The sequence below is a fragment of the Fictibacillus nanhaiensis genome, from assembly GCF_049537595.1.
Taxonomy (GTDB): Bacteria; Bacillota; Bacilli; order Bacillales; family Fictibacillaceae; genus Fictibacillus; species Fictibacillus nanhaiensis_F.
This window is the reverse complement of the sequence record NZ_JBMULM010000003.1, coordinates 106,748-130,463: the sequence shown is the minus strand read 5'-3', so window position 1 is coordinate 130,463 and position 23,716 is coordinate 106,748. Positions and strand designations below refer to the sequence as shown.

27 protein-coding genes and 1 other annotated feature are annotated in these 23,716 nt (G+C 37.7%); of the genes, 4 read left to right on the top strand and 23 right to left on the bottom strand.

Annotated elements, in window-relative coordinates:
- Window positions 1-51: 51 nt before the first annotated feature.
- The 18 genes from ACOZ9X_RS16015 to ACOZ9X_RS15930 form a co-directional block, all read right to left on the bottom strand.
- Window positions 52-459 carry a hypothetical protein gene (locus ACOZ9X_RS16015; RefSeq protein WP_423419078.1) on the bottom strand — a complete coding sequence of 136 codons (408 nt, stop codon included), beginning with the start codon at window positions 457-459 and terminating at the stop codon, window positions 52-54.
- A complete protein-coding gene (locus tag ACOZ9X_RS16010; protein ID WP_423419077.1) occupies window positions 459-2,588 on the bottom strand; it encodes a ribonuclease YeeF family protein in 2,130 nt (709 codons plus the stop codon). The genes ACOZ9X_RS16015 and ACOZ9X_RS16010 overlap by 1 nt, the downstream gene beginning before the upstream one ends.
- A gap of 18 nt (window positions 2,589-2,606) precedes the next feature.
- Complete coding sequence (locus tag ACOZ9X_RS16005; protein WP_423419076.1) at window positions 2,607-2,876, bottom strand: DUF5344 family protein; 270 nt, start codon at window positions 2,874-2,876, stop codon at window positions 2,607-2,609.
- Window positions 2,876-3,304: a YwqH-like family protein gene (locus tag ACOZ9X_RS16000; RefSeq protein ID WP_423419075.1), complete on the bottom strand. Its 429-nt coding sequence runs from the start codon at window positions 3,302-3,304 to the stop codon at window positions 2,876-2,878. The genes ACOZ9X_RS16005 and ACOZ9X_RS16000 overlap by 1 nt, the downstream gene beginning before the upstream one ends.
- Window positions 3,305-3,495: 191 nt before the next feature.
- Window positions 3,496-4,029, bottom strand: a complete 534-nt coding sequence (locus ACOZ9X_RS15995) for a M15 family metallopeptidase (protein WP_423419074.1) — start codon at window positions 4,027-4,029, stop codon at window positions 3,496-3,498.
- A gap of 45 nt (window positions 4,030-4,074) precedes the next feature.
- Window positions 4,075-5,415, bottom strand: coding sequence for an FAD-dependent oxidoreductase (locus tag ACOZ9X_RS15990; RefSeq protein ID WP_423419073.1), 1,341 nt, complete (start codon window positions 5,413-5,415; stop codon window positions 4,075-4,077).
- Window positions 5,416-5,539: 124 nt separating this feature from the next.
- Window positions 5,540-6,373, bottom strand: coding sequence for an STAS domain-containing protein (locus ACOZ9X_RS15985; RefSeq protein ID WP_423419072.1), 834 nt, complete (start codon window positions 6,371-6,373; stop codon window positions 5,540-5,542).
- A 41-nt stretch (window positions 6,374-6,414) separates the two neighbouring features.
- Window positions 6,415-6,645, bottom strand: a complete 231-nt coding sequence (locus ACOZ9X_RS15980) for an excisionase family DNA-binding protein (RefSeq protein WP_423419071.1) — start codon at window positions 6,643-6,645, stop codon at window positions 6,415-6,417.
- Window positions 6,646-6,739: 94 nt separating this feature from the next.
- Window positions 6,740-7,051, bottom strand: coding sequence for an MFS transporter (locus ACOZ9X_RS15975; protein WP_423419194.1), 312 nt, complete (start codon window positions 7,049-7,051; stop codon window positions 6,740-6,742).
- Between the two features lie 17 nt (window positions 7,052-7,068).
- A complete protein-coding gene (locus tag ACOZ9X_RS15970; RefSeq protein WP_423419070.1) occupies window positions 7,069-7,908 on the bottom strand; it encodes an MFS transporter in 840 nt (279 codons plus the stop codon).
- A 103-nt stretch (window positions 7,909-8,011) separates the two neighbouring features.
- Window positions 8,012-9,187, bottom strand: a complete 1,176-nt coding sequence (locus ACOZ9X_RS15965) for a hypothetical protein (protein WP_423419069.1) — start codon at window positions 9,185-9,187, stop codon at window positions 8,012-8,014.
- 2 nt (window positions 9,188-9,189) lie between these two features.
- Window positions 9,190-10,161: a PDR/VanB family oxidoreductase gene (locus ACOZ9X_RS15960; protein ID WP_423419068.1), complete on the bottom strand. Its 972-nt coding sequence runs from the start codon at window positions 10,159-10,161 to the stop codon at window positions 9,190-9,192.
- A 12-nt stretch (window positions 10,162-10,173) separates the two neighbouring features.
- On the bottom strand, window positions 10,174-10,629 hold the full coding sequence (locus ACOZ9X_RS15955) for a dimethylamine monooxygenase subunit DmmA family protein (protein ID WP_423419067.1): 456 nt from the start codon (window positions 10,627-10,629) through the stop codon (window positions 10,174-10,176).
- The gene (locus ACOZ9X_RS15950; RefSeq protein WP_423419066.1) at window positions 10,626-11,582 is read right to left on the bottom strand and encodes a heme-dependent oxidative N-demethylase family protein; all 957 of its coding nucleotides are present in this window, start codon (window positions 11,580-11,582) and stop codon (window positions 10,626-10,628) included. Before ACOZ9X_RS15950 ends, ACOZ9X_RS15955 begins: the two co-directional genes overlap by 4 nt.
- Window positions 11,583-11,676: 94 nt before the next feature.
- On the bottom strand, window positions 11,677-12,096 hold the full coding sequence (locus ACOZ9X_RS15945) for a VOC family protein (protein ID WP_423419065.1): 420 nt from the start codon (window positions 12,094-12,096) through the stop codon (window positions 11,677-11,679).
- Window positions 12,097-12,185: 89 nt separating this feature from the next.
- On the bottom strand, window positions 12,186-13,493 hold the full coding sequence (locus tag ACOZ9X_RS15940) for a DUF4179 domain-containing protein (protein WP_423419064.1): 1,308 nt from the start codon (window positions 13,491-13,493) through the stop codon (window positions 12,186-12,188).
- Complete coding sequence (locus tag ACOZ9X_RS15935) at window positions 13,486-14,007, bottom strand: sigma-70 family RNA polymerase sigma factor (RefSeq protein ID WP_423419063.1); 522 nt, start codon at window positions 14,005-14,007, stop codon at window positions 13,486-13,488. Before ACOZ9X_RS15935 ends, ACOZ9X_RS15940 begins: the two co-directional genes overlap by 8 nt.
- Window positions 14,008-14,111: 104 nt before the next feature.
- On the bottom strand, window positions 14,112-14,858 hold the full coding sequence (locus ACOZ9X_RS15930) for a L,D-transpeptidase family protein (protein ID WP_423419062.1): 747 nt from the start codon (window positions 14,856-14,858) through the stop codon (window positions 14,112-14,114).
- 177 nt (window positions 14,859-15,035) lie between these two features.
- Here ACOZ9X_RS15930 and ACOZ9X_RS15925 point away from each other — a divergent pair, with 177 nt between their 5' ends.
- Both ACOZ9X_RS15925 and brnQ read left to right on the top strand, forming a co-directional pair.
- Window positions 15,036-15,572, top strand: coding sequence for a GNAT family N-acetyltransferase (locus ACOZ9X_RS15925; protein WP_423419061.1), 537 nt, complete (start codon window positions 15,036-15,038; stop codon window positions 15,570-15,572).
- A gap of 150 nt (window positions 15,573-15,722) precedes the next feature.
- Window positions 15,723-15,966: a binding site (T-box leader), on the top strand.
- A 51-nt stretch (window positions 15,967-16,017) separates the two neighbouring features.
- Window positions 16,018-17,352: a branched-chain amino acid transport system II carrier protein gene (gene brnQ, locus ACOZ9X_RS15920; protein ID WP_423419060.1), complete on the top strand. Its 1,335-nt coding sequence runs from the start codon at window positions 16,018-16,020 to the stop codon at window positions 17,350-17,352.
- 68 nt (window positions 17,353-17,420) lie between these two features.
- Here the strand turns inward: brnQ and ACOZ9X_RS15915 are convergent, their stop codons facing one another.
- Together ACOZ9X_RS15915 and ACOZ9X_RS15910 are read right to left on the bottom strand one after the other, a co-directional pair.
- Window positions 17,421-18,593, bottom strand: a complete 1,173-nt coding sequence (locus ACOZ9X_RS15915; RefSeq protein WP_423419059.1) for a toxic anion resistance protein — start codon at window positions 18,591-18,593, stop codon at window positions 17,421-17,423.
- Entirely contained in the window at window positions 18,580-19,245 is a 666-nt protein-coding gene (locus ACOZ9X_RS15910) for a 5-bromo-4-chloroindolyl phosphate hydrolysis family protein (RefSeq protein WP_423419058.1), read from the bottom strand. Before ACOZ9X_RS15910 ends, ACOZ9X_RS15915 begins: the two co-directional genes overlap by 14 nt.
- Before the next feature lie 914 nt (window positions 19,246-20,159).
- On the opposite strand from ACOZ9X_RS15910, the gene ACOZ9X_RS15905 reads away from it, so the two are divergent.
- Complete coding sequence (locus ACOZ9X_RS15905) at window positions 20,160-21,263, top strand: PRK06851 family protein (protein ID WP_423419057.1); 1,104 nt, start codon at window positions 20,160-20,162, stop codon at window positions 21,261-21,263.
- A gap of 85 nt (window positions 21,264-21,348) precedes the next feature.
- Window positions 21,349-21,783 carry an SgcJ/EcaC family oxidoreductase gene (locus ACOZ9X_RS15900; protein ID WP_423419056.1) on the top strand — a complete coding sequence of 145 codons (435 nt, stop codon included), beginning with the start codon at window positions 21,349-21,351 and terminating at the stop codon, window positions 21,781-21,783.
- A 42-nt stretch (window positions 21,784-21,825) separates the two neighbouring features.
- On the opposite strand, the gene ACOZ9X_RS15895 is transcribed toward ACOZ9X_RS15900, so the two are convergent.
- The 3 genes from ACOZ9X_RS15895 to ACOZ9X_RS15885 form a co-directional block, all read right to left on the bottom strand.
- Window positions 21,826-22,014, bottom strand: a complete 189-nt coding sequence (locus ACOZ9X_RS15895; protein WP_066390930.1) for a hypothetical protein — start codon at window positions 22,012-22,014, stop codon at window positions 21,826-21,828.
- 190 nt (window positions 22,015-22,204) lie between these two features.
- Window positions 22,205-23,044 carry a 1,4-dihydroxy-6-naphthoate synthase gene (locus ACOZ9X_RS15890; RefSeq protein WP_423419193.1) on the bottom strand — a complete coding sequence of 280 codons (840 nt, stop codon included), beginning with the start codon at window positions 23,042-23,044 and terminating at the stop codon, window positions 22,205-22,207.
- A 5-nt stretch (window positions 23,045-23,049) separates the two neighbouring features.
- Entirely contained in the window at window positions 23,050-23,712 is a 663-nt protein-coding gene (locus tag ACOZ9X_RS15885) for a futalosine hydrolase (RefSeq protein ID WP_423419055.1), read from the bottom strand.
- Window positions 23,713-23,716 lie beyond the last annotated feature (4 nt).

Below are 23,716 nucleotides of genomic sequence, written 5' to 3'. Positions count from 1 at the left end.
TAATGCCGGACTATTAAAAATCTAAGTAACTCTAACAAAAAATCTTTAAACCTAATTATTATAGAGTATATTAATTTGTGTCTGGCGAGACCTAAAATCTTCCCATTGAATGATTTTTCCCCAGTTAAATAGATTCTCATCTAGCAAACCTTGAGGGTATCCTAACTGTTCACACAACCACTCACCGTGTAGATCTGCTTTAGGTTCAACATCCCATTCATTTAAAGCAGGATCAAAAACAACCAAATTTACAGATGTTATTAAACTATTAGCTGATGCTAATCTGACATAAAAATTTTTATTACCCAGCGTAACTGGCTTTATAAATCTAACTGATTCACCATTAGCAATTATTTTTATTTTATCATTTGGAAAGTAGTTTATAACCTCAGTAATTTTAGTACTAGGTGAAATTTCAAAGCCGTCAATATTAATTATTCCATCTTTCAAACCACTCATTAGTAAATACCTCCACCATTTTTAGCTACTTTTTCAATTGCTTTTTCAATATCTAGAACTTCTTCTTCACTTAAGATATTGTTTTCTAATTTTACTATGTTTTTGTCATCAGCAATTGAAATAAAAGTATCGCATATACTTTTGTGAATATAATTGCCTTCTGAATCAATTAATTGTAATAGTTCTTTATCAAATTCAATTCCATTAGACTTTAACATTTTAATTGTTTCATCATTTAGGATAGGTATGACTTTCCCGTCTCGAACAAGTTCCTTAAAATCGGGTGTGAATATTTGTTCCAATCCTCCATTACCTAATTGTGGATTGGCATTTGTAATACCCCTTGCTGATGGAATATCTTCAAGAAACTCAAAAGCAATGATTTGATATTTGTAATCACCTGTACCATCTTGGGAAACTCGTGGGTTAACTTGCACCCCTTGGAATAGTTCCTTTGAGTCTCCATTAACACTATCTAAAACAGTTTTTGTAAAACTATATCCTGTAGGAAATGGATATCCCGTATATACTTTAGTACCTTTAGACATTATAAAGTCTTCATATTCATCTAGACCAAAATATGGGGAAGAACCTTGCCATAATCTCGCTCTTTGAGAAGGAGTCAATTTTTCTTTATTTCTTATAGTAGATTTTTCGATGATTTCCCATTTCAAATTACTAATATCTGATCTTTTCAGATTCGGGCCTACTCTATTTATAACTTCCTTTACAACATGTTCATCTAGTAGCTTCTGTGTAGATACTGAAATTTGTTTTTTTTCTACGTATTTTAAAACATCTTTAATAATTTCTTTTTGGGGATGTTTATCAATGTCTTTTTCAAATTTTTTAATTATCTTATTTGTTCTATTGAGCGGAAACTTATTTTGAAGCACCTTACCAATATCCATACGATCCAACCCATACCCAGCACTACCCACACCTGCAATCGCAAACGCATTAAATAAACTTTGATTTCTTTGCTCTTCTGACAACTCATTTCCGAACATATCTTTACCTGTAAAATACTCGCCGAATCCATTTGCAGAAACAAGGCCATAGATACCGTATTCTGCTTTTTGAAGTCTCGTAAGACCTTGAGCTGTTTTATATGAATCGAGCATGTGATCGGCAGTATTTGCTGCTTTTACTGTTTTATAAATAGCTGATCCACCCTTGACTGCTCTTCCAGCCCAGCCGATGACTGGTATAAATCCAGCTGCGGCCATTGCACCTGCTGTAATGCGTTCGGCTTCCGAAAGCTTTCTTCCTGTAACTGGATCAACACCTGTTGATGCACGGATGGAATCATAATACCCTGTGACTTCCCCAGTAAAGGTAGAGACCGTATCCCATGCCTTTTCATACCATGGCCGGTTCTCCATCTCTTCCATTTCTTTTTGTATCTCTCTTGCTTCTTTTTGTTCTTTCTTAAAGTTTATGTACTTATCGTTCTCTTCTTTTACTTTGGTGATTGCTTTGTAGACTTCGCTGTTAAGGTAAGCTTCAGCATTAAAGTATAACGGTGAAATGTTTTCACCTTGACGTGTCGCTTCCATTAATTGAGCAAACAGTGCATAAATATATTGTTCTTGTCCTTGAGACACAGCATATTCATCGGTTAATCTTTGATCTAACTCATTAACCTTTTCAACCGTTTCTAATCGACGCTTTTCTGCTTTATCCATTTCGTCTTCAAAAGCATCCTTTGAGAACACAGAAAGAGAGACCAGATCACTGATGTCACTAAAAATTTGTTGTAGCGCATCCTGTTGATCTGCAACTATATCTTTTGCCATTCTCCCCGCTCGTTCTACGTTCTCTTCTAAAAATGGAACCTGAACAACCGTATCCCCCGAAAGGTCAACATCCTCTGTATCACCTGGAATTCCTTTAAAAAATAACACATTTATATCAATTAATTGTATCCATGCATCAACTACGTCAATTTGCCCTTGATAAAAGCCCTTGATGGCTTCAGCTCCCTTACCTTGAAAGTCGCTGTCGTCTGCAATCTTAGCAAGCTCAGTTTTTAAGGTTTGAAACTGCTCTCTTAGTCTTTCATATTGATGGGCTCTTTCTCCAGTTGCAGCATTTAAAGTTGAAGCTTCAAGTACATGACTTCCCATTTTCCAGATGCCCTCTTTCTATTTATTTCTAAAGATCGCTTCATCCTGATTTTTTAGAATCTCAATATTTGCTTTTGTATCCTCAATATTTTTTGTTACTACATTCATGTACTCAAGTATCATCTTATGAAGGTTTTCTTCACGCTCCAAAAATTCTTTCGTAAACTGAAGTTCGTTCTTTCCAAGTGCTCCAGCTGAAGGACTCGGAAGAGTGAGAGCGTCAAGCGCTTTCTGTGTTTCACCCAGTTGTTGAGTAACATCATGGAATCGTAGTTTTATGGTTTGCATTAAAAGATCCTCCTTTTCAGATCATCAATTCGGCTTCCTAGTTCCTCAAGAGCATCTTCTCCCTTGTCTAGCAATTGACTAGCCTCATTTGCTAAACCTCCAATAACACTTAAAGATTCTCTTTCTAATTTTAATAATCCGATTACAACACCTATCTTTTGTTGATAATCCTCATAGTCATCGTTTACAATATCTTGCATAATCTTATATGCTTCTTCTCTTGATTGGTCAAAGGCGTTCGCTCGATTTCCCATCCACAAACTACCAAGCTCTGGTTCTAGTATTTTGCGAACTTCTTGCATACTCGTGTTCTGTTCTTGATTAATCTCACCTTTAGCTCGCTGCAGCCTAGAGATTTTTTCATCAATTGCCGCTGTGCGACTTGATAAGCTACTATAGATAGCACTTAAATCATCTGAAAATCCCACACCTATACCTCCCATATCGCCTAGTTACTTATTCAACAGGTCAAATTCCCTATCATTATATAAAAATACCATTAATAGTTATAATTTTCCACGTAAAATATACCCTCTTTTCTCCTAAAATAAACCAATTTAAATAGTGCTTTATTCACCGCTTTTAAAAGCGAGCAAAAAAATAGAACTAAGGATTTCCCTTAGTTCCTAATGTTAGCTGGTGGCCGCTCTCCATACTGTAACTCCCGAATACTCAACCCAAAATCCATCTCAAGGTGTGGATAATCCTTAAAACCAGCCCAATCTCCACCCCACTCGAAGCCCAAATCTTTGGCGATCCCAACCACTTCCATCCAATCCGACTGTCCATTCCCATTGTCATCTCGTTCAAGATTCCATACGACAGAGCCATTATCTAGCTTAAGAGCAAAATCAATCGCTAGACCGTAGTTATGATAAGATTCGCCACCTTCGACATGAGTCACAATGGTTCCTTCTCTTGAACGTCCTTGTTCATACAGCCGATCCTGTTCTGCTGCGGATCGAAAATCATCGGTTATTACAACATTAATTCCTTTTTCAGATGCTTTTTGTATTAAAAGATCACGGTGCTCTGCCACGATCGGATGCAATTCAGTAGGCAGTGGTGTGTTCCTCTTTTTCCATTCCAATGTGATTAGATAAAAGATAGACGCAAGGACTGCAAGAAACAGTATACTTTTAAATATTTTCAATGAAACAAACTCCTTTTCCAAACAGCACTCTATCTACAGTTTATATCAACGAATGGATTGCGGAAAAGCAAACACTCTTTTAGGATCGTATTTTTGATTGATTCGTTGAAGTCTCTCCACATTTCTGCCAAAATACTCTTTTTCATAGTCTTTCAGTTCACTGTATGGAAAATTAACAAATGACCCTTTTGTGATGGTCTTCAAATATCTGAACCTTTTTTCCACCCATCTTCTATTTTCTTCTGCGACGGCTGGATCTTCCCATACGGATTGGATGCCTAAGATATAACGTGCTTTTCGGTAATAAAAAGCAGACTCTTTTTTATCGACATTTCGAATCTTACCTCCCATTGCATACACGGTGAGTGCTGCAAACACGGAACCTTCCGCACGCTTTTTCACAAGATTCACGATTGCTTCCACTTCTTCTCGATCGTATTCTTTATATACAAAGCGACCAGTCGATTTAAACTTTTCATATGGCGGATAGGTAGACTGAACTTCCGTAACAGCCTCTAAAAAGGTTAAAGATTTGGCTGAAATCTTAAATCCGTTTATTTTTTTATAAACATCTAACAGTTTCAATGCTTCTTCCTTTGTTCCATAAAAAAATCCCCTGCCAAAGATAGCAAGTCCTTCAGACGCAGCGTTATACATGCTAGCATTCAGACACATTCGTTCATCTAGGTTCACAAGCCACTTCTGCCATATTCGCAAGAACTTACCTAGCTCTTTTGTTGTGGCATTTGGCTTGTATAACTCAAACAATATCACTTGATCGACTTTAGGTGGCAGTTTGAATGTCATGGAAACGACCACTCCAAAGTTGCCTCCACCTGCGCCTTTACACGCCCAGAACAGATCACAATTTTCTCTTTCATTTACTTTTAGAATTTTACCTTTGTAGTTGATTAACTCCAGTTCTGCCAAGCTGTCACAACCTAAGCCAAACAAACGGCTAGAAAAACCCCATCCAGCACCAAGTACAAAGCCACTGACACCAACAGTCGGACAAGTTCCTCCGGGAAAAGGATATCCTCTAGAACCTACTGCTTGATAGAAATCTTTGTTCTGAATACCTCCTTGAACAGTAACCGTTCCTTCCTCCTCATTAAACGTGACTCCATTTAATCGACTGATATCGATGACCAAAACACCATTATCAGTCGAATAGCCTTCGTAATGATGACCCCCCGATCGAATTCTTATATCCTTACCATATTTTTGTGCCCACAAAATGGCACGGCTTACATCTTCATATTGTGAACAATAAACAATTACGCTAGGAAATTTTTGAATGGCTCTGTTCCATTCTTGACGTGCAACGTCATATTGCGGATCATCTGGTAAAACAATTTCCCCCGTTAAATCTTGAAAGATATCCATCCTCAACACCCTTTTAAGAAAATGAATTACATTTTAAAGTTTATGAGGAGGTGGCATGACCGAATTCAGATATACGAAAATAATAAAAGACCAGGTTACCCTGGTCTTTGTTCAATCTGTAAAGTTATTGTTGTGAACCAATCGCTTGAGCTAGGCTCGACTTTATGGAAACTTTCTCAAAGGATAAACCTAATTGAATAGCGGTCATCGCAATTTCAGGTCGGATGCCAGACAAGGTCGACTTCACTCCGATCAGACCAAGTGTTTCAATGAGAGAGAAAATCTGCTGAGCCACCATCGTATCAATAATTAAAACACCAGAGAGATCTATAAAAAGATGTGTAATCTCTTTTTCGGTACACTGCTCGAGCGTATTTTCAACGATATACTTTGCTCTTTGTGTATCAATCACACCGATTAATGGCAAAAGGCCCATATGATTATTCAGTGCGATGACAGGTGAACTTAGCTCATTGATCATCTCTTGCTGTGCGATTAATTTTTCCTCACTATACTTTTGATTTTCTTCAACAAACCATGTCACAATTTTATTAAATGTATCAATAATAATTTCATTCCATGCATCGATAATCGTTTGAGGATATTCACCTTGATGAAGATTAACGAATTCTTGTATAAGATTTAAATATTGCTTTTGTACGTTGAAGAATTCTTTCATGATTACCGTTAAAGGTGTGTTCAAGTGCTCATCGTCTTGAGCAATCATTAACACCCATTTTTCGAAGTCTTTTAGAAATTCACTTTCTTCCGTAACAAAAACCTCACAAAAATGTTCGTGAAATTCGTGATTTTGTTTTTTTAGCGTTTCTATCGTCTTGGGATTTGTGGAAGCGTATACCCCCGTGGCTTTTGATTTATCAATTGATTGGTACCAATCTTCCGTCAACTGCCATGTTTTTTCCATTAAAAAAGAATGCAGCGCCTTATCTCTATGCATCTCTTTTCCACTCTCCCCATCTACCCTAATTTATCGTTTCATTAATCTTCGTCTTTAGCATCCCAATCTTCAGGAATGGGTTCACTCAAATACTCTTCAACCATTTTCTTATATTTTTCTAACTGCTCAAAGTGAGTATTGAACTGTTCCTTATTAATAAGATGCTGGTTACCGTCAAAAATGGTACGGATTTTATTCTGCTGAACTAAGCTTTCAACCACTACTTCAGGCATCGATAAATATTCAGCTGTTTCTTTTATTGTAAGATACATACTCATACATCCTGTCTAACTTTTGTTTAATCTTAGCTTACAGCAAGAACGGTATGGATTCAATATACCCTAATTCATTACTTCTAAAATCTAATTAGTAGATTTTTTTATTTTGTATTAAATGTTTTCTCATCAAAATGACAAAAAGGAGTAACGTTACATCTACAAATCCATAAACCAAGCCATAACTCCCCAAATGATACAGAAAACTGCCTAACAAGGGGCCAATCGACATTCCCATATATCTGAAAAAGTTATAAGCACCAATAGCAGTGGCGCGATTGGCTTGAAACTCTTGTGTAAGGAGAGCTGTCTGAACGGGTAATGACATACCTAAGAACAGACCAAAAAATGAGATTGAAATGATCAAAAAGATTAGAGATACATCTGAGACTAAGATAAACAATAATAGAGAAATTACGTTCAAAAAGGAAGAGTATACAATCCTTTTCGTTCATTGTATTTTCTCATTTTGCCGCCAATAAAACTTCCCACTACGATTCCGAGTGATAGTGGCAAAAATACAAGACCTTTCTGTTCAACAGACAATGCGTACCTTTCACTCATAATAGCGGGTAGGAACACTAAAAAGTTATACAGAGCGTAGTATTGAATAAATCCTAAACCAATTACGGTGTACCCTATACGGTTTTGCAATATCGTAAGAAAATCTGAAAATGTGAAATTCTGTTTTTTGGATGTACTTGGTTTTGTTTCGTGTAAAAAGATAAAATTCCCTGCAAAAATGATACAACCAACACAGATTAACGCAATAAAAATCATATGAAAATCAAACGAAGCACTTAAAAAACCACCAACTACAGGACCTAAAACTGGTCCTAGTGACACCAGCATTTGAAATGTTCCCATAGGTTGAATCCGTTCTTTCCCTTCGAACAGATCACCAATAACCGTTACCGCTACAACTGAACCCGCAGCAATCCCGATGGCTTGCAAAGAACGAAACACTAAAAGAGATTCAATAGATAAAGAAAAATAACATCCGATCGTAGCCACTAAATAGATCAGTATGCCTGATAGCATCACTTTACGCCGTCCGATTGAATCCGTAAGTGGTCCATAAACCATCTGCATCAAAGCCAGGAAAATTGTATAGATCGAGATCGAAAAGTTAACCAAGAAAGGTGTTGTATGAAGTTCTTTTGTCACCTCAGGAATAAGGGGTACGTAGATGGTTTGAGAAAAAGGACCGAGAAACGCAGCAAGTGTAACAAGGTAGACTAACAATCTGCGGTGCTTCAAAATAAAAACTCCTATCAATAATAAAATAAAAAAGTCTGCTGAAAAAATTCAGTCAGACTCCCTTTATATTAACTTTTTAAATTATACACCTTGTGAAGCACTTTTAATAAGATTTAGCTTTTTTTTCTTTCAATTTATTCATCTCTTCAATATCTTTTCGGTGTTTATCATGATAGACGGCGGGTTTAAGTTCTCTAATTACTATAGGAAAAAGAGTAATGAGTGGTGATATCAGAATAAAAAAAACAATCTCAGAAGATAAAGCAGTTGCGAACTTATCAGAGACTTTATTTATTAGACCATCTACTGTATAAGTTGCAACAACCCATGAAAAGATTGTAACCAATGCATATTGCAAACAATGCTTAACATTGATATGAGAAATCATGTAAATATAAATAGAGAAAAGTAATGCAAAACTCGGATAAAAGTAAATAAGTGCTGATTTATTTAACATTTCATCTGACGTTAATTCATTGTGAAAGAAATAAATAAAAAGTATCATCGCTAGAAATTGAATACTATAGATTAACAATTTAGGAATTTTAATCTTTACCAATTGATTGGAAACCAGCTTTTCCTTTGTTTCTGGTAAAGTATAATCATTAGGCTTTTCCCTAGTAATCCCTATATTTAAATCCTCTATAGAATATCTATAAAAATAAGGTCTTCTATCTACCCCATCCATAACAACACTAAGATAGTCTTTTGGAGCTACATACCTTAAATCATAATCCGTGATTTCAAGGGGAATGTCCTTTTCCCTCAAAGTTCTAAGCCATAGATGTATCTCCTCTTCATTATGATGCGTAAATTTCATAACCTCCAACTTGCCCTTAGTCGTTCGAAACAAAACATTAAAGGTTATATGCTTATTGTAAGTCGTTTCAAACGATTCTATTGCAGACGGGCGAATGATGGAATGAGGGGAGAGTAAACACTTTTCCATATCTGAATATAGAATTTCTACTTTTAATGATTTTAGCGTATTGGTGTCGATAAAAGTTGTCATATACCCTGTGTCAGTAAGCTCAGAATCACTAACAATACTGGTTCGAGTCTTTGTCTCCTTAATAATAAAAACTATGAGTGCTGTTAATATGACAACTGGTACAAGCATTACAAACGAAACAACAGGATCTTCTTTTAAAAAACTAATTACAAAATACAAACAAATGATTAAAAAGAAGGAGAGAAATACCGTTAAATGGATAGTGGTCTCTTTTCCCGCCTGGCTCAATCTACTCGTATATTTACCTTTTTTACCGTTAACCTCCATTGCTACCTCCTATAGTATTTAATCTCAATGACTAGTTTATCTGATTTCGCACGTGAAACACACGGAATTAAACAATTATTTGCTTCTTTTTGTTCATCAATAAGAAATGAATCATAATGATCAACTTCCCCTTTTAATACAGAAAGTTCACAAGTACCACACCGACCAATTTGGCAGGAGTAAGGAGCAATGATGCCATGTTTATGGAGGGCTTCTAATATCGTTTCCGTTTTAGATACGTTTATCGTAACACCATTGTGAATCATAACTTGAAACGCTTTTAACACTTTAGGCTTTGGCGGACTAAATCGTTCAAAATGTACAGATGAATGTGGATAGCCCCATTCTATTGCTGCTGTCCTAAACTGTTCAATAAACCCTTCAGGTCCACAAAAATAAACATGCGTTCCGATTGGATGATTTTCTAAGGAGGTGGTTTGCAAACGTTGTTGTTGATCGGAAAAGTAAAAGTGGCTTTGATTAGGGTAGTGTTTTTTTATGGATGGATAAAAAGCACAGCTCTCCTCAGATTTAGAGGCGTAATGAAGTTCAAAGGTTTGATTCTGAACGGAAAGGTCCTGCATCATAGAAAGAAATGGGGTAATTCCGATTCCCGCCGCGTAAAACACGTGATGTCTCGCTTTAAAGCTAAGAGAAAAATGATTCTTCGGGTAACTTATTTGAAGTCGATCTCCGACTTTCATCCCCTGATGCCAGTGGAGTGAACCACCTTTAGATTTCTCACTTAATCGAACAGCAATTTCATAATTGGTACGATTGTCTGGATGACTTACTAGAGAATATTGTCTTACAATAAGTCCTGACGGCGTTTTTAGGTAAGTAGAAACATGCGCACCCCCACTAAATCTTGGAAGTTTCTTTCCCGTTTCTGGAGCCAGCGTAAACTTCTTAACCTGCTTTGTTATAGTTTCTATAGATGAAACCCGTACAAATAAAGTAGGTTCAATAGACAAATAGACTTCCTCCTAACTTTTAGCTGGATAGCCTAAAAATGCATGGTGTAATTCAGAATAGTGATCTGACACTTCAAGCTTTAATTCACATTGATGGCAAGTTAATTCAGTTTGTTGCTCTTCTGCTCTGTTCAGTTCATGACAACGGCAACAGAATATACTTATCCACTTCTCACTATATTCTATAAATTGTGCCTCATCACTCGAAAAACCGATATGGGCGGCAATCGTTTGTACGATATGAAGTTCAGAATAAGGTAACACCACATAAAGAAAGGTTCCCATCTTTTGCTTACTTAGAAATTCTTCTAGCAACTCCCTTTTTTCAGCAGAAAAATGATACCACTCATAAGCCGACTTTTCTTTCTTCACGTGTTCGAACACACTACTTAAAACTCTTAATCCATGCTCATCTGAACAAAAGATATATTTTCTTTTTCCTTCAATGAAAACCGGATCTATCCTCATAACGTCTTCACCTGTTGAAGGTGTTTCTCTAAGTACTCTAACACAGATTTTTTATAGGTAGAGATTCCTTTGTACTCGATAATATGGGCAGGAAGTTCAGATAGGATTTCGTAAAATTGCTGCAGCCATTCTATTTTTGTTACTAGTTGTTCCAGAGGCAGCAAATGTGTGTGAATGGAAAAAAGAATGCTATTCGTTCGTGGCAGTCTGAATAACTTCTGCACCTCTACGCGAATATGAACAAGCTCACCTGCGTTCTCACTTGTGACCTGTTTACGGAGACGTCCCCACCGATCAAAGGTTTCAAGCGACGTATCAAGTCGATCACCTGCCATAAGCGACCAATTCAAACGTTCCCAAGGTGTTCCTGCTTCAAGCCTCATGAGAAACTGTAGAATTCGTTGATCTAGCCCCTCTTCCTTAAATCCTGGGATAGGATGATGAATTTTTTTAAATTTCATTCCTATGTTAAAAGCGAGAGACCAGTTAGCAGGAAAACAAAGCTGTCCTGCATCTAAATACAGATTATCGTCTCGCTGTCTCATGTAAATGAGATCTTCTTGCACATGCTGACTAATAAAGAACAACGGTTCACTTGGAAGAGAGTTTTCATCTCCAAAAATAAATTCCATCTTTTCGTCCAATATGTTATTGAAAAAAATCCAACTAGTATTCTCTTTTTCTACTGAAAAATCCTGTGGGTATTGTGAAACTAAATGATCGATCACGAGCTCAACAATCTCCCACTGCCCTGTAATAGAATGTGGCAACGATTGATAACAACGTTCTGGGTGATCACTCAATAGTCTTCGCTTTAATAGCATCTCTTTTTTGTAACTCGGGGTAACCTCTATGCAAAAAGAATGTTTCATGGGGATGGAATTGTTGGAATAACGATACGTTGAACCTTTAAACGGATATGGAAAATGTGCAAGATTACCTGTCCACTTCATATCTTCACCCTTCACAGAATATTCTTATAATTTATTGTAAAGAAAATTTATGGGCTTGGAAAGGCAAAAAAAAAGAGAACTAACTTTTAACAAGTCAGCTCTCCTCCTTCTTATCCGGATAATCACACAGCTCAATAATCTGTCCTTGTGAATGCGCAGGATTCATATAAATCAACCTTCTGCCAAAAGGATTTGTTCGATACGTATCTTTTAAAAAGGTATACCCTCTAGCTTCAAAGTCATCAATCGTTTGAAGAAGATCATCCACTTCATAAGCCAGGTGATGCACACCCTTTCCCTTCTGCCGGATGAACCGCTCGATCGGAGAGGTTTTGCTCGTAGGTTCAAGAAGTTCAATCACCTGGTTTTCAAGCTCAATTACGGCAATATGTGTCTCTACCCCAGGCTTCTCACTCGTATATCGTTCAGTCAGCTTTCCGCCTAGTACATTCGTATAAAATTCGATTGCTTCGTCTATTCGTCTTACTGCAATTCCGGTATGTTCTAGTCTCATCACGTTCACCTCATTTAACTAGCATTATAGAGGGTTGTAGGGATTTAAGCAAAAAGATAGCCCTTTATTGCAAGGACCACCTTCACAGACTATTTAATTCTGATTTTCTCGTTACCCTTAATCCACTCAGGATAAAAACTTAAGTCTATAGTTAGAGGATTTTGTGAGCGATCTATTGGAGGTAGCTCTATTCCTAGTCGGGTTGTGCCTTTTTCTTCTTCAGTACCCATGGACTGTGAGCTCACTTCAATTTCTTTACCTTGTGCATCAGTTATTGTGCTAAAGATTGCCGAACGGAAAGGTTTTTTCGTATGCAGATCAAAGACGAGCTGCCCATCTTCTTTCCTTAGATTTCTTAACTTGTTTCCATTAGGCTGTTTTAGAATCTTCATTTTTTCTGTATCCACCACAATGACTGCATTCGCTTTATCTATGGCTTGAGCACTATTTAAGACTAGATACAATTCTTTTGGTTCTTTAAAATAGTTACTTTGCAAATAAACTTCTCGCTCAGTGTCTTTATCACCTGACCCTGTTATACCATTTGCTATATTCCCCCACACTTCATTGTTTTCATCAACTAATCGTAGGTCATCAAGTTGCAGGATGTATTTTTTATTTTCGTCATTCATCTTTAACTTAACGACAGCTCGTAATGGATAGATAGTTACCTTCTCAATATTGATCTTCTGACCTTCTAAATCCATCGGTTGTTGGATTGCATATTCTTTTTTCTTCTTAAATTCATTAAGTTTTAAATTGATTGTAAAATTCATATCCTTTATTTTGAGGTCTACGATATATTCTTTTGCTTCAATAGGAACTTCAAAGAAATATTCAATTTCGCCGCTAAACTTGGTCTCTCCTTTATCTGATGAATGGACATCTCCGAATGAATTATATGCTTCATCCAGTGCGGTTCCGTCTTTTGCTCTAATCTTTACATCATTAAACATAACCTCTTTTATTTTTTCTTTGGATTCAATCGAATAAAAAAGCACCATGCCCATCTCATCAGCAATCGTTCCATCGATAGTAACTTTCAACCCATCTTTTTCATCTGATACGCCTTGTTTTTGATAATATTTTTTTTCAACTGCTGCCATTCTTCCTTTATCATCACGAATCATACTCACTATTTTTTCCATGCCTGGTATTTCAGAAATGTAATTAGCTAAAGCCGGTGAATTCTTAATAGAAGAAAATAATCCAATGAGTAAAAGAGCCGCCGCTATAAAACCAAAAGCACTTCTCTTCTTCATTCTAGATTTCCGCTCTTCTGTTTTTGCCTTTTGAAAACCAGTTGATATCGCCTGGTCAATAGATTCTATTGAAATTGGTATATTTTCATACTCTTTCTTTAAATTGTTCAGTTGTTCTTTCTCTCTTTCAAACATGTAGATTACCTCCTTTCTCCTCTAACTTTTCTCTTAATGCTCGTAACGCTTTATTCAGCCACGTTTTAACCGTTCCTTCTGGACACTGCATGATGGTTGCTATATCTTTTATCTTTACGTCATTAAAGTATTTTAACGTAAGGATTTCACGTGACCTATCGTCTAAATCTAACATCGCGTCCTTCAGTTCCAATTGTGTGTGGTTCTCTGAAACCCCTAACGAATTCAACATTTCATCATTCATGACGACTCGCTTTTTGTGTTTCAACTGATCATTACAATAGTTGATCATAATGCGGATCAACCATGTTTTGAAAAAGATCTCGTTTTTTAACTTTTTTATGTTTTTATAAGCACGATACGTTACTTCTTGCATAGCCTCGAGGGCTTCTTCTTCATTGCGCAAAAAAGATAGAGCTGTCTTATATAAATCGACTTTATACGTTTGAATCAATTGTAAAAACGCCTCGTCGTTTCCTTTTATCGCTTTCTTCACTAACTGTTCTGTTTCCAATTTCTAGCCTCCTGACCCTACCTATATATTAGACCTTGGAAAGTGAAAAAAGTTTTAACAAATAAAAAAAATCAGCCATTTTTATTTAAGGCTGATTTCTGTGTTTAAAACATGCCAAGTGCTTTCTTTGTCGCTGGACCTACTACACCATCAACTGTGAGCTTCTTAGCTTTTTGAAATTTGCGAACAGCGGCATCCGTATTGGCTCCGAATACACCGTCGACTCCTTTTGTACTGTAGCCTAGATTCGTTAGCCTGCGTTGAAGTTCCATGACTTCCGCTCCACGGCTACCCTTTTTCAGGTTAACGACTGAGAATACAGGTACCGTAGAACTGTTTGTTACCTTATAGCCATTCGCTGCTGCTAGAGCAGGGAATGACTTACCTGAAGTTGTTATCACTACAGGAGTGTTAACAGCAATCCTAGCATATAACCACTGCACCTCGTAGTTGTACATACGGATACAGCCTGCACTTACATACTTACCTATAGAACTTGCATTATTGTTTCCGTGGATGGCATATGTCGTGCCCCATGTTCCATTCGCGTTTAATCCAAGCCATCTGATTCCTAATGGATTTCGCGGATCTCCCCCTGGGATATTTCCAGTATAATAAGGCCGATTTGTAATCTTGTTTACAATTTTAAACTTACCCTCTGGCGTATAGGACGGCAGTTTACCTGTTGCTACTTTAAATACCTTTGATAGTTTATTATTCTCAAAATACGCAAGCTGGTTTGTTGACTTATTTATGACGATAAATGATGAAGCTGCTGCCTTTGCTGGTTGAACAAGTAAGAACATGAAACCAAACATCAGTAATGCAATCAGTATTTTTTTCGTTTTCATTCCTTCTCTCCTATTCTTTAGTGAAATAACAAATCCTCATATTCTATGCGAGGGTGTAGGAGATGCATTACTACTTTGTTAAAAAATTTAATCAAAAAATCATGAATTTTTAGCTTGTACTTTGAATAGAATGATAAGTTATATTTGTCTTAGATAAATGAACAGAAAGAAGCTGAAATGATGAGGAACGTAAACTTAAAAAATAACTTGAATGTTAATATACGAAAAGTCACTACCGACGATGCTCAAAACATGATTGATTTTTATAATGTTGTTGGAGGTGAAAGTGATTTTTTATCCTTTGGGGCTAACGAATTTAAACGAGATCTTTTGGAATATAAAGATTACATCACCACAACTTCCAAAGAATTAAATTCCATCATGCTGATTGCCGAAATAGATTCAAAGATTATTGGAATTGCAACAATTAACTCTTCACAAAAAGAAAGAACCAAACATGTCGGAACCCTCGGTATTGTAGTTTCCGAAACATACACTGGCTTGGGATTGGGAAAAGTTTTAATGAATGAACTTTTGGAGTGGGCACGTCTAAATGGCATTACGAAAAAGATCAGCCTGGTTACTAATGAGAATAACGCTAAAGCGATCGAGCTATATAAAAAGTTGGGTTTTGAGGAGGAAGGTTTGTTAAAGCTGGATAATTACATTAAAGGTACTTATCAAAACACTGTTGTTATGGGGCTTCTTTTATAAACCGTATTTTGCTCACATCGAGATTTCTGATTAGGTGATTTTGTTTATTTTTGGGACAGACGGAAATAGCACAAATCGATTTCATTTTTCGGTTTTTTCAGAATTTATAGTTGACTTCCCCATTTCATGATGTTAAATTTACAATTAATATTAAAATCAATGACGAGAAAGAGTAAGATTTGATTACTGTTCCCCAGAGAATCGGCGCTAGGTGAAAGCCGATGTTCAGTGCTTATCCGAAAATCATCTCCGAGATGCAAAGCTGAAATGTAAGCTTTGACGGGCCGTCCGCCGTTACAAGGGAACACGTATGTTTGTACGTTGACTGAGTGCCGTAAGCTTTTTACAAGCTGCGGAATTAGGGTGGTAACGCGAGCGATAACTCGTCCCTTCTATAGGGGCGGGTTTTTTTATGTTTTTAATACAATAAAAGGAGAGATTTCTTATGAGAAAGATGGACACCGTTTTTATTGGACTAATGTTATTTTCAATGTTTTTTGGAGCAGGAAATCTTATTTTCCCTCCATTCTTGGGGGCTGAAGCAGGATCCTCATACTGGTTTGCGATGACTGGATTTATTCTAACTGGAGTTGGGCTTCCTTTTGCTGTATTATTTGCCGTTTCCCTCGTAAAAGGAGGCGTTCAAACGATCGGCAATCGTGTTCATCCCATTTTCAGTACGGTCTTTATGGTCGTTATCTATTTAAGTATCGGACCATTTCTAGCCATCCCGAGAAATGCAAACGTGGCTTATGAGATGGGAATTAAACCATTCTTGAACACTGATTCAAACGCAGCACTCATTCTCTTATTATTTACAATTACATTTTTCGCGCTCGTTTATGCGGTCAGCTTGAATCCATCGAAAATGGAGAAATATATGGGACGCTGGATTACTCCAACCTTGCTCTTATCAATGGTTGTGCTTTGCGCTGTAGGATTTTTCAAACTTGATGCTCCACTTCAATCGCCATCAGCTAACTATCAATCTGGAGCCTTTTCAACAGGTTTCATTGAAGGATACAACACAATGGATGCTCTTGCTGCTCTCGCTTTTGGTATCGTCATTCTTACAGCGATTCAACAAAAAGGCGTTCAAGATCGAAAGCAATTAACAAACTACACACTAAAAGCAGGTCTGATTGCAGGAACATTACTAACACTCGTTTATGTCAGCTTAGGATTAATCGGCGGTAAGATGGCTGCAACAGGTTCTTTTGAAAATGGAACAGACATTCTTGCAGAAGCCTCCACTCTTTTGTTAGGTAAAAGCGGAACAGCTCTACTTGGTTTTATTTTCACATTAGCCTGCTTTACTACAGTTGTTGGCCTAACTACAGCGTGTGGACAGTACTTTTCAAAATTAATGCCAAGTGTCAGCTATAAAACCGTTGTCTTACTCGTTACACTCGTAAGTTTCACTCTATCAAACCTTGGACTGAACCAAATTCTTAAAGTTTCAGTGCCGTTTTTAGTTACAGCCTATCCATTAACAATCGTATTGGTTGTACTTACGTTTTTTAACCGATTCTTCAAAAATTCAAAAAAAGTGTATGGAAGTGCAGTGCTATTTACAGGTGTATTTGCGATGATGGACGGCTTGGTTGCATTCGGAGTAGATCTAGGTCCTGTTCAAGTGGTAAAAGATATCCTCCCTTTATCATCCATGGGATTACAATGGATTCTTCCAGCTTTGGTAGGCACCGCAGTCGGAATGGTTTTAGGAAGCTTCAGCCATAAACGTTCACCAGTAGATGAGTTGGAAGTCAAAGCTTCTTAAGTTACCGATGGGTTACCATAAAAAAAGAAGGATTTGCCTCAAACCAAGAGGAAAATCCTTCTTTTATTTTATTCACCTTTAATTTCAAGCAGCTTCTGCCTCAATCCGATTTCCATCGTAGCTAGCTCTTCTTCTGCAAGACGTCGTTTAACTCGTCCTTCTTCTTGAATACGCAGTGTTTCTTCAAGCGTTGAAAGAAGATTTTCTTGTGTTTTCTTTAACGTTTCAATATCGATCAAGCCGCGTTCGTTTTCTTTTGCGGTTTCAATCGTATTTGTTTTTAGCATCTCTGCATTTTTTAGTAAAAGCTCGTTCGTCGTTTTGGAAACTTGTTTTTGAGCTTCTACCGCATTCCGCTGTCTGATCAACGTTAGTGCAATAGCGACTTGGTTCTTCCATAATGGAATAGCCGTCATGATGGACGACTGAATTTTTTCAACAAGCGCTTGATTCGTGTTTTGAATAAGTCGAATTTGTGGTGCACTTTGAATCGTTATCTCACGACTCAGTTTTAAGTCATGAACACGCTTATCTAGTCGATCAGCAAACTGGACCATGTCATTTACTTCTTGAAACTTCATCTGGTCGTTCGTCTGTTCCGCCACTCTTCTCATCTCAGGAATCGTAATTTGGTTTAGCTCATCTAACTTTACTTCTCCTGCTGCGATATATACGTTCAAGGCTTGAAAGTACTCTTTATTGTTTTCGTATAATTTTTCAAGCATGACGATATCAGACATAAGAACATTCTTGCTGCCGTCTAGCTTTACCGAAATACGATCAATCTGAGCTCCTGTTTTTTGATATTTCGATAGAACCTCCTGAACAGAGCCTGAGATCTTTCCGAACATGCGGCCGATCAATGTAGGTTTGTTTGACTTTAATTCTTCAGGATTGACATCTTGAAGCTTTCTCATCAGATCTCCAATGATCTCACCGATCTGCCCTGTGTCTTTCTTTTTCACATGATCAAGCATGGTGTTCGAAAAAGAATGAAGCTTCGCCTGTGCTGGTGCTCCATACGTGATCATCGTCTGGTGATTCGTCGGATCGATCTGCTTCGCCAGCTGATACGCTTTTTCTTTACTTTCTTCTGGAAGAACATCTATTAATCGTACCTGTTTGTTTTCATTCGAAGGCACAGTAGGTTCTTGCTGGTCGCCAAAGGGGTTAGCCAACAAGTCATCCATCAGGTTTGTCGGTTCATCCGAATGGTTAAGGGGTGCATTATTTTCTTTCATTTATATCTCCTGCCTTTTTTATGGATTGGGAGTCTTTATGCGAATTAATGGAGTACTTCGCTACATCGATCTCATAATGTAGGTCATCTATATCATTTGACAGCACTTGGTATAAATCCTTTTCGATCTGATCGATCAGTTCATCGAGTGTTCTTTTCGTTTCTACCAACGATTGCGTTAATTCTTTTGATTTTCTTGGCTGCGAGGAAAGAAACATATATTTCTCGGTAAGCTCAACAGCTGAATCTAAATGAGAAAAATAGAATTGTTCTGCTTGATAAAAGCGTCTTGGTTCTTTTTGTGTTAAACTCTGGATCTTTCTGACTACTCGAACCAGATCCGCTCTTTGTTTTAAGGTTGGCAGGTCACGGACTGAAAACATGGCTTTTTGCAGTCTATAGATCTTAGGTTTTGCTTCGTCTAAGTTTTTTCTAATGTATTTATACTCTCTTCTAGATAAGTGATGTTCACTGAGGAATCTCTGCTTTTGAAGAAGTCCTGTTGCTGTGTATGCGGCAGCCCCTCCAGCTACTGCAATGCCTGACGACAAAAGGTAGGTCTGGTCATACCCGATAATACTTGCCAGCCATACTCCTACTGAAGCTGGGATAGCAACAAACATGCGGATAAAAAAAGCTAAAAATCCGTTCATTGTAATCGACTCCTGACATAAACTCTTTACTATTCATACGGATGTATCGGTTTCTGAGTTTCGTTTTAATTAAAAAAGTTCATCTATACTATGTTTCTATTATTACCTTATCGAAACCTTCCTAAAATAACCATGGCTTTAAGAAGTAATGTGTTCTAAGACTTGAGGCGTATATATAAAAACTCTATATGGAGTTGATTAATCAAATTTAGGATACAACAAAACAAAGACGCTGAATATGTATACATCACATAAACAGCGCCTTTAACTTAAACTCACTTTATTCACTTAAACGTTCTTTCCTTTCTTACTAATACACAAATGCTAGTTATTGTCCCTAACTAGACTTCAATTAATTGTTCGTTCAATCAATTGCCTTGCATTAGATCTTATTTTTCCTCTACTTCTGGTAAATTCCCACACGCCCACATGCTGCGAAAATAGTTTTCACCGGCTATTTCCATCTGCAACACGATCTTAGCATGCTTCGCTCACATACGTCATTGGAATCATCCTCTTTCGTTATGTGTATTTGCGCGTTCCCACATACCCACACATCTCGAAATCAGTTTTCACTGGCCGATCTCTAACTGGATGTGATTTGATATGCTTTGCTTACTTATTTCATTGGAATCACGCCTTCCTTTATTTGAAGTAGTGTTTCTTTGTTAACTACATATTAACTCATTCTAAATTTTATTTAAATATTCAGAATAATCAATATTATGTGATTTAGGGTGTATTTATTCCTCTTTTTTAAACCATGCTCCTTCATTCGTAAAATTTCTTTTTATTTCATCATATTTCAACAATTTAAATAATAAATGTGTTTTTTTAGGCTATCACCTATTCCATCATCCCTACATAACATGCATGTAGAAACACAACTACAAAAAAGAGGAGTGTTTTGAACCTTGACTGGAAAAATTCTAAATTATTATGCTGGCGGCAATACGGCTAGAGGGTTTCACAACTTATTTACATCAAATCTTAGTGGTCTTGATCGCCTTTATATTTTAAAAGGCGGACCTGGCACTGGTAAGTCGACACTTATGAAAGCGGTCGGGGAAAAGTGGAACAATGAAGGCTATGATATCGAATACATTCATTGCGCTTCAGACAACGGTTCGATTGATGGTGTTATCATCAGAGAACTCGGAATCGGAATTGTAGATGGCACTTCTCCACATGTTATTGAACCAAAAGCCCCTGGGGCGATTGAGGAATACGTGAATTTAGGTGAAGCGTGGGATTCTAAAAAACTTACGAACAAAAAAGCGGAAATTTTAAAGATTACAGATTCCATTTCTGCTGATTATCAGAAAGCATATGCGACGTTCCATGAAGCCCTCCTCATCCATGATGAATGGGAAGAAATCTATATAATGAATATGAATTATGAAAAAGCTAATGAAATTACAGATGAACTGATGCATCAATTTTTTTCTAAAAAAGTAAATAAAGCCGCGAATGTTTATCACCGTTTTCTAGGCGCAGCTACCCCAAAAGGTGCGGTGGACTTTGTGCCGAACTTAACAGAAGGTCTAGAAAAAAGATTCTTCATTAAGGGAAGACCTGGCTCAGGAAAATCAACACTGCTAAAAAAGTTGGCCGCAAATGCGGAGGCTTCAGGCTATGATGTTGAAATTTATCATTGTGGGTTTGATCCGAACAGTTTAGATATGGTGATCGTTAGAGAGCTCGGGTTCGCGATTTTTGATAGCACAGCACCTCATGAGTATTTTCCAGAACGTGAAGGTGACTCCGTCATAGATATGTATGAAAAGACGATTAAAAAAGGAACGGATGAAAAATTCTTTGATAATTTAAAAGAAATCAGCGGCCGCTATTCAAAAAAGATGAAAGAAGCTATCGGTTATCTAGCAGATGCAAAAAGTAAGCATGATGATTTAGAAAAGATCTATATAGCTGCGATGAATTTTTCAAAGATCGACAAAATCCATAAGAAGATTGATCAAGAAATCGAAAAATTAACCGCTGCACAACAACAAAAATAAGGTTTGGAGCAGCCACTATTTTGAGGATGGTGGCTGTTTTGTTATGATGGTCATAAGACAATCTTACATATGGAGGACAGATTTAGTGAAGGATACAGAACATACAAAAGCTGTAGAGAATCTATATTTCGGCTTTTTACAAGCGTGGAACGAGCGGAATTCACGTGCTATGGCTGACCATTTTACCGAAGATGGTGAGATGGTTGGATATGATGGAAGCCAGGCATTCGGTCCTGAAGAGATTCATGCTCATCTCGAGCCCATTTTCAGCAGCTTCCCGACTCCACCTTATTACGCAAAAGTGAAGAACGTTTCTTTCTTAAGCGATGATGCTGGCATGGTACCAGTAGGAAAAAAGGAATTATCTCAAGAGTTGAACACACATCATACGGTAATTGCCGTTAGAGTTGAGGGTAAATGGTTCATTAAACTTTTTCAAAACACACCTGCTCAATTTCATGGACGTCCTGAACTTTTAGATCAGATGACAGAAGAGCTTCGTGGTTTGCTTCCTAAATAAAAACAAGGAAACCCGCTTAAATTACAGCGGGTTTCTTCATGTCTATTTTCTTAAAATTTCTTTGAGCCCTTTATAAATCAAAACCGCTCCAAATACGAGAACAGTTAAAATTGCAATAATTTTAACAGCTGGACCGAATGCGGCTAAAAACGTACCGCCTAGTGGAAGTGCAAGTAGAAAATAACCAGCTAACAAAGCCCCAATGAGTGTTAATACGTTTGTATTAGACATATTGCGCCTCCTTATAACAGTTTTTCTTCTCGTTATAAGGTATGCGCCGATGTGGAGAGTGGTTAATTCTACATTATGCAGGTTTTATTAGGTAATCTGTCCAATCTAGTAGTTAATCTGTCCAATGTTCACTTTAATCTGTCCGATTCACTTGATAATCTGTCCAATCTAAGAATTAATTTGTCCATTCTTAACTCTTCAATAGTTTCGTATAATCCTTCTTCGGCACGATGCCTTCTTCTCCCGCACGGTTCAATAGAGTCGTTATGGCCTCGAACCCTTTTTCACCAAGGTCAGCGGTAAAATCATTCACGTACAGATCGATATGAGATTTCGCAACGTCCTCTGAGAGCTCACTCGCGTGCTGCATCACATAATCTCTAGATGCCTCAGGATTACGCCATGCATACTCTACTGATTCACGAATCCACCCTGTAATAGACTCTAAATCTAGTGAACGGCGCGCGATGATCGCTCCTAGTGGAATGGGCAGACCTGTATCTTCTTCCCACCAGTTACCCATATCAGCTAACAGATTCAATCCGTAATTTTGATACGTAAAGCGTGCTTCATGGATGACAAGACCGGCATCAATCTTGCCGTCTTTTACAGCAGGCATGATCTCATTAAACGGCATAACGATAATCTCGCCTACCCCGCCTGGTACATTTTGAGCCGCCCATAAACGAAACAGCATGTAAGCGGTAGAGCGTTCACTCGGAACAGCCACTTTTGCTCCAGATAGCATGTCTGGTGTAACATCACCTGGCTCATTCACAAGAACTAACGGACCACATCCACGACCGAGTGCACCCCCGCATGGAAGTAGAGCATATTTGTCCAAAACATAAGGAAGCGCTGCGTATGAGATTTTCAATATATCAAGTTCATCTGACTCAGCAGCTAATCCGTTTGTAATATCAATATCTGCATATGTAACATCAAATTCCGGAGCACCAGGAACAAGGCCATGAACCAATGTATGAAAAACAAACGTGTCATTGGGACAAGGCGAAAACGCAATACTCATTTTACTCATAACAAAACCTCCGCGATAACTTTACTAGCTCTCTCTAGTGTATCGAACGCTTCCTTCATACGCCAAGCAGAACGATCTCGCGGACCGATCGGGTTTGATATGGAACGTATTTCAAGCACGGGCTTTCCAAATTCTTGTGCCGCTAGCGCTACGCCATAGCCTTCCATCGCTTCTGCTACAGCATCAGGCTCACGATCCTGAAGACTCTTCGTAGTTTCAGCAGTTCCTGTCACAGTTGACAGTGTGAGTACGTGACCGAGTTGAACAGGAATTCCTGCGAGCTTTAATGACGTTAAACAGTGCATGACCAGTTCGCTGTCTGCTTTTATGCGCGTTGAAGCACCAAAACCAAGCTCATCCAAAGTGATGAATCCTTCAGGAGATTCTGCTCCAAGATCTCCTGAGATCATCTCATCTGCAATGACTAATGTTCCAACAGCTGCTTTATCCTGAAAACCACCAGCAATCCCCATGTTGATTACAACGTCATAGTCTTTCGTTAATAAAGCTTTTGTGGTTTGAATACCCGCTGAGATCGGACCAACTCCAGCTAATACGACATCAATTGAAGTCGTTTGGCCAATTCCTTTTAAGATTGCCTCTTTTTCAGCAGGAACAGAAGTCATAATTAAAATACGGCGTTCGTTATTCATCGACATGAAG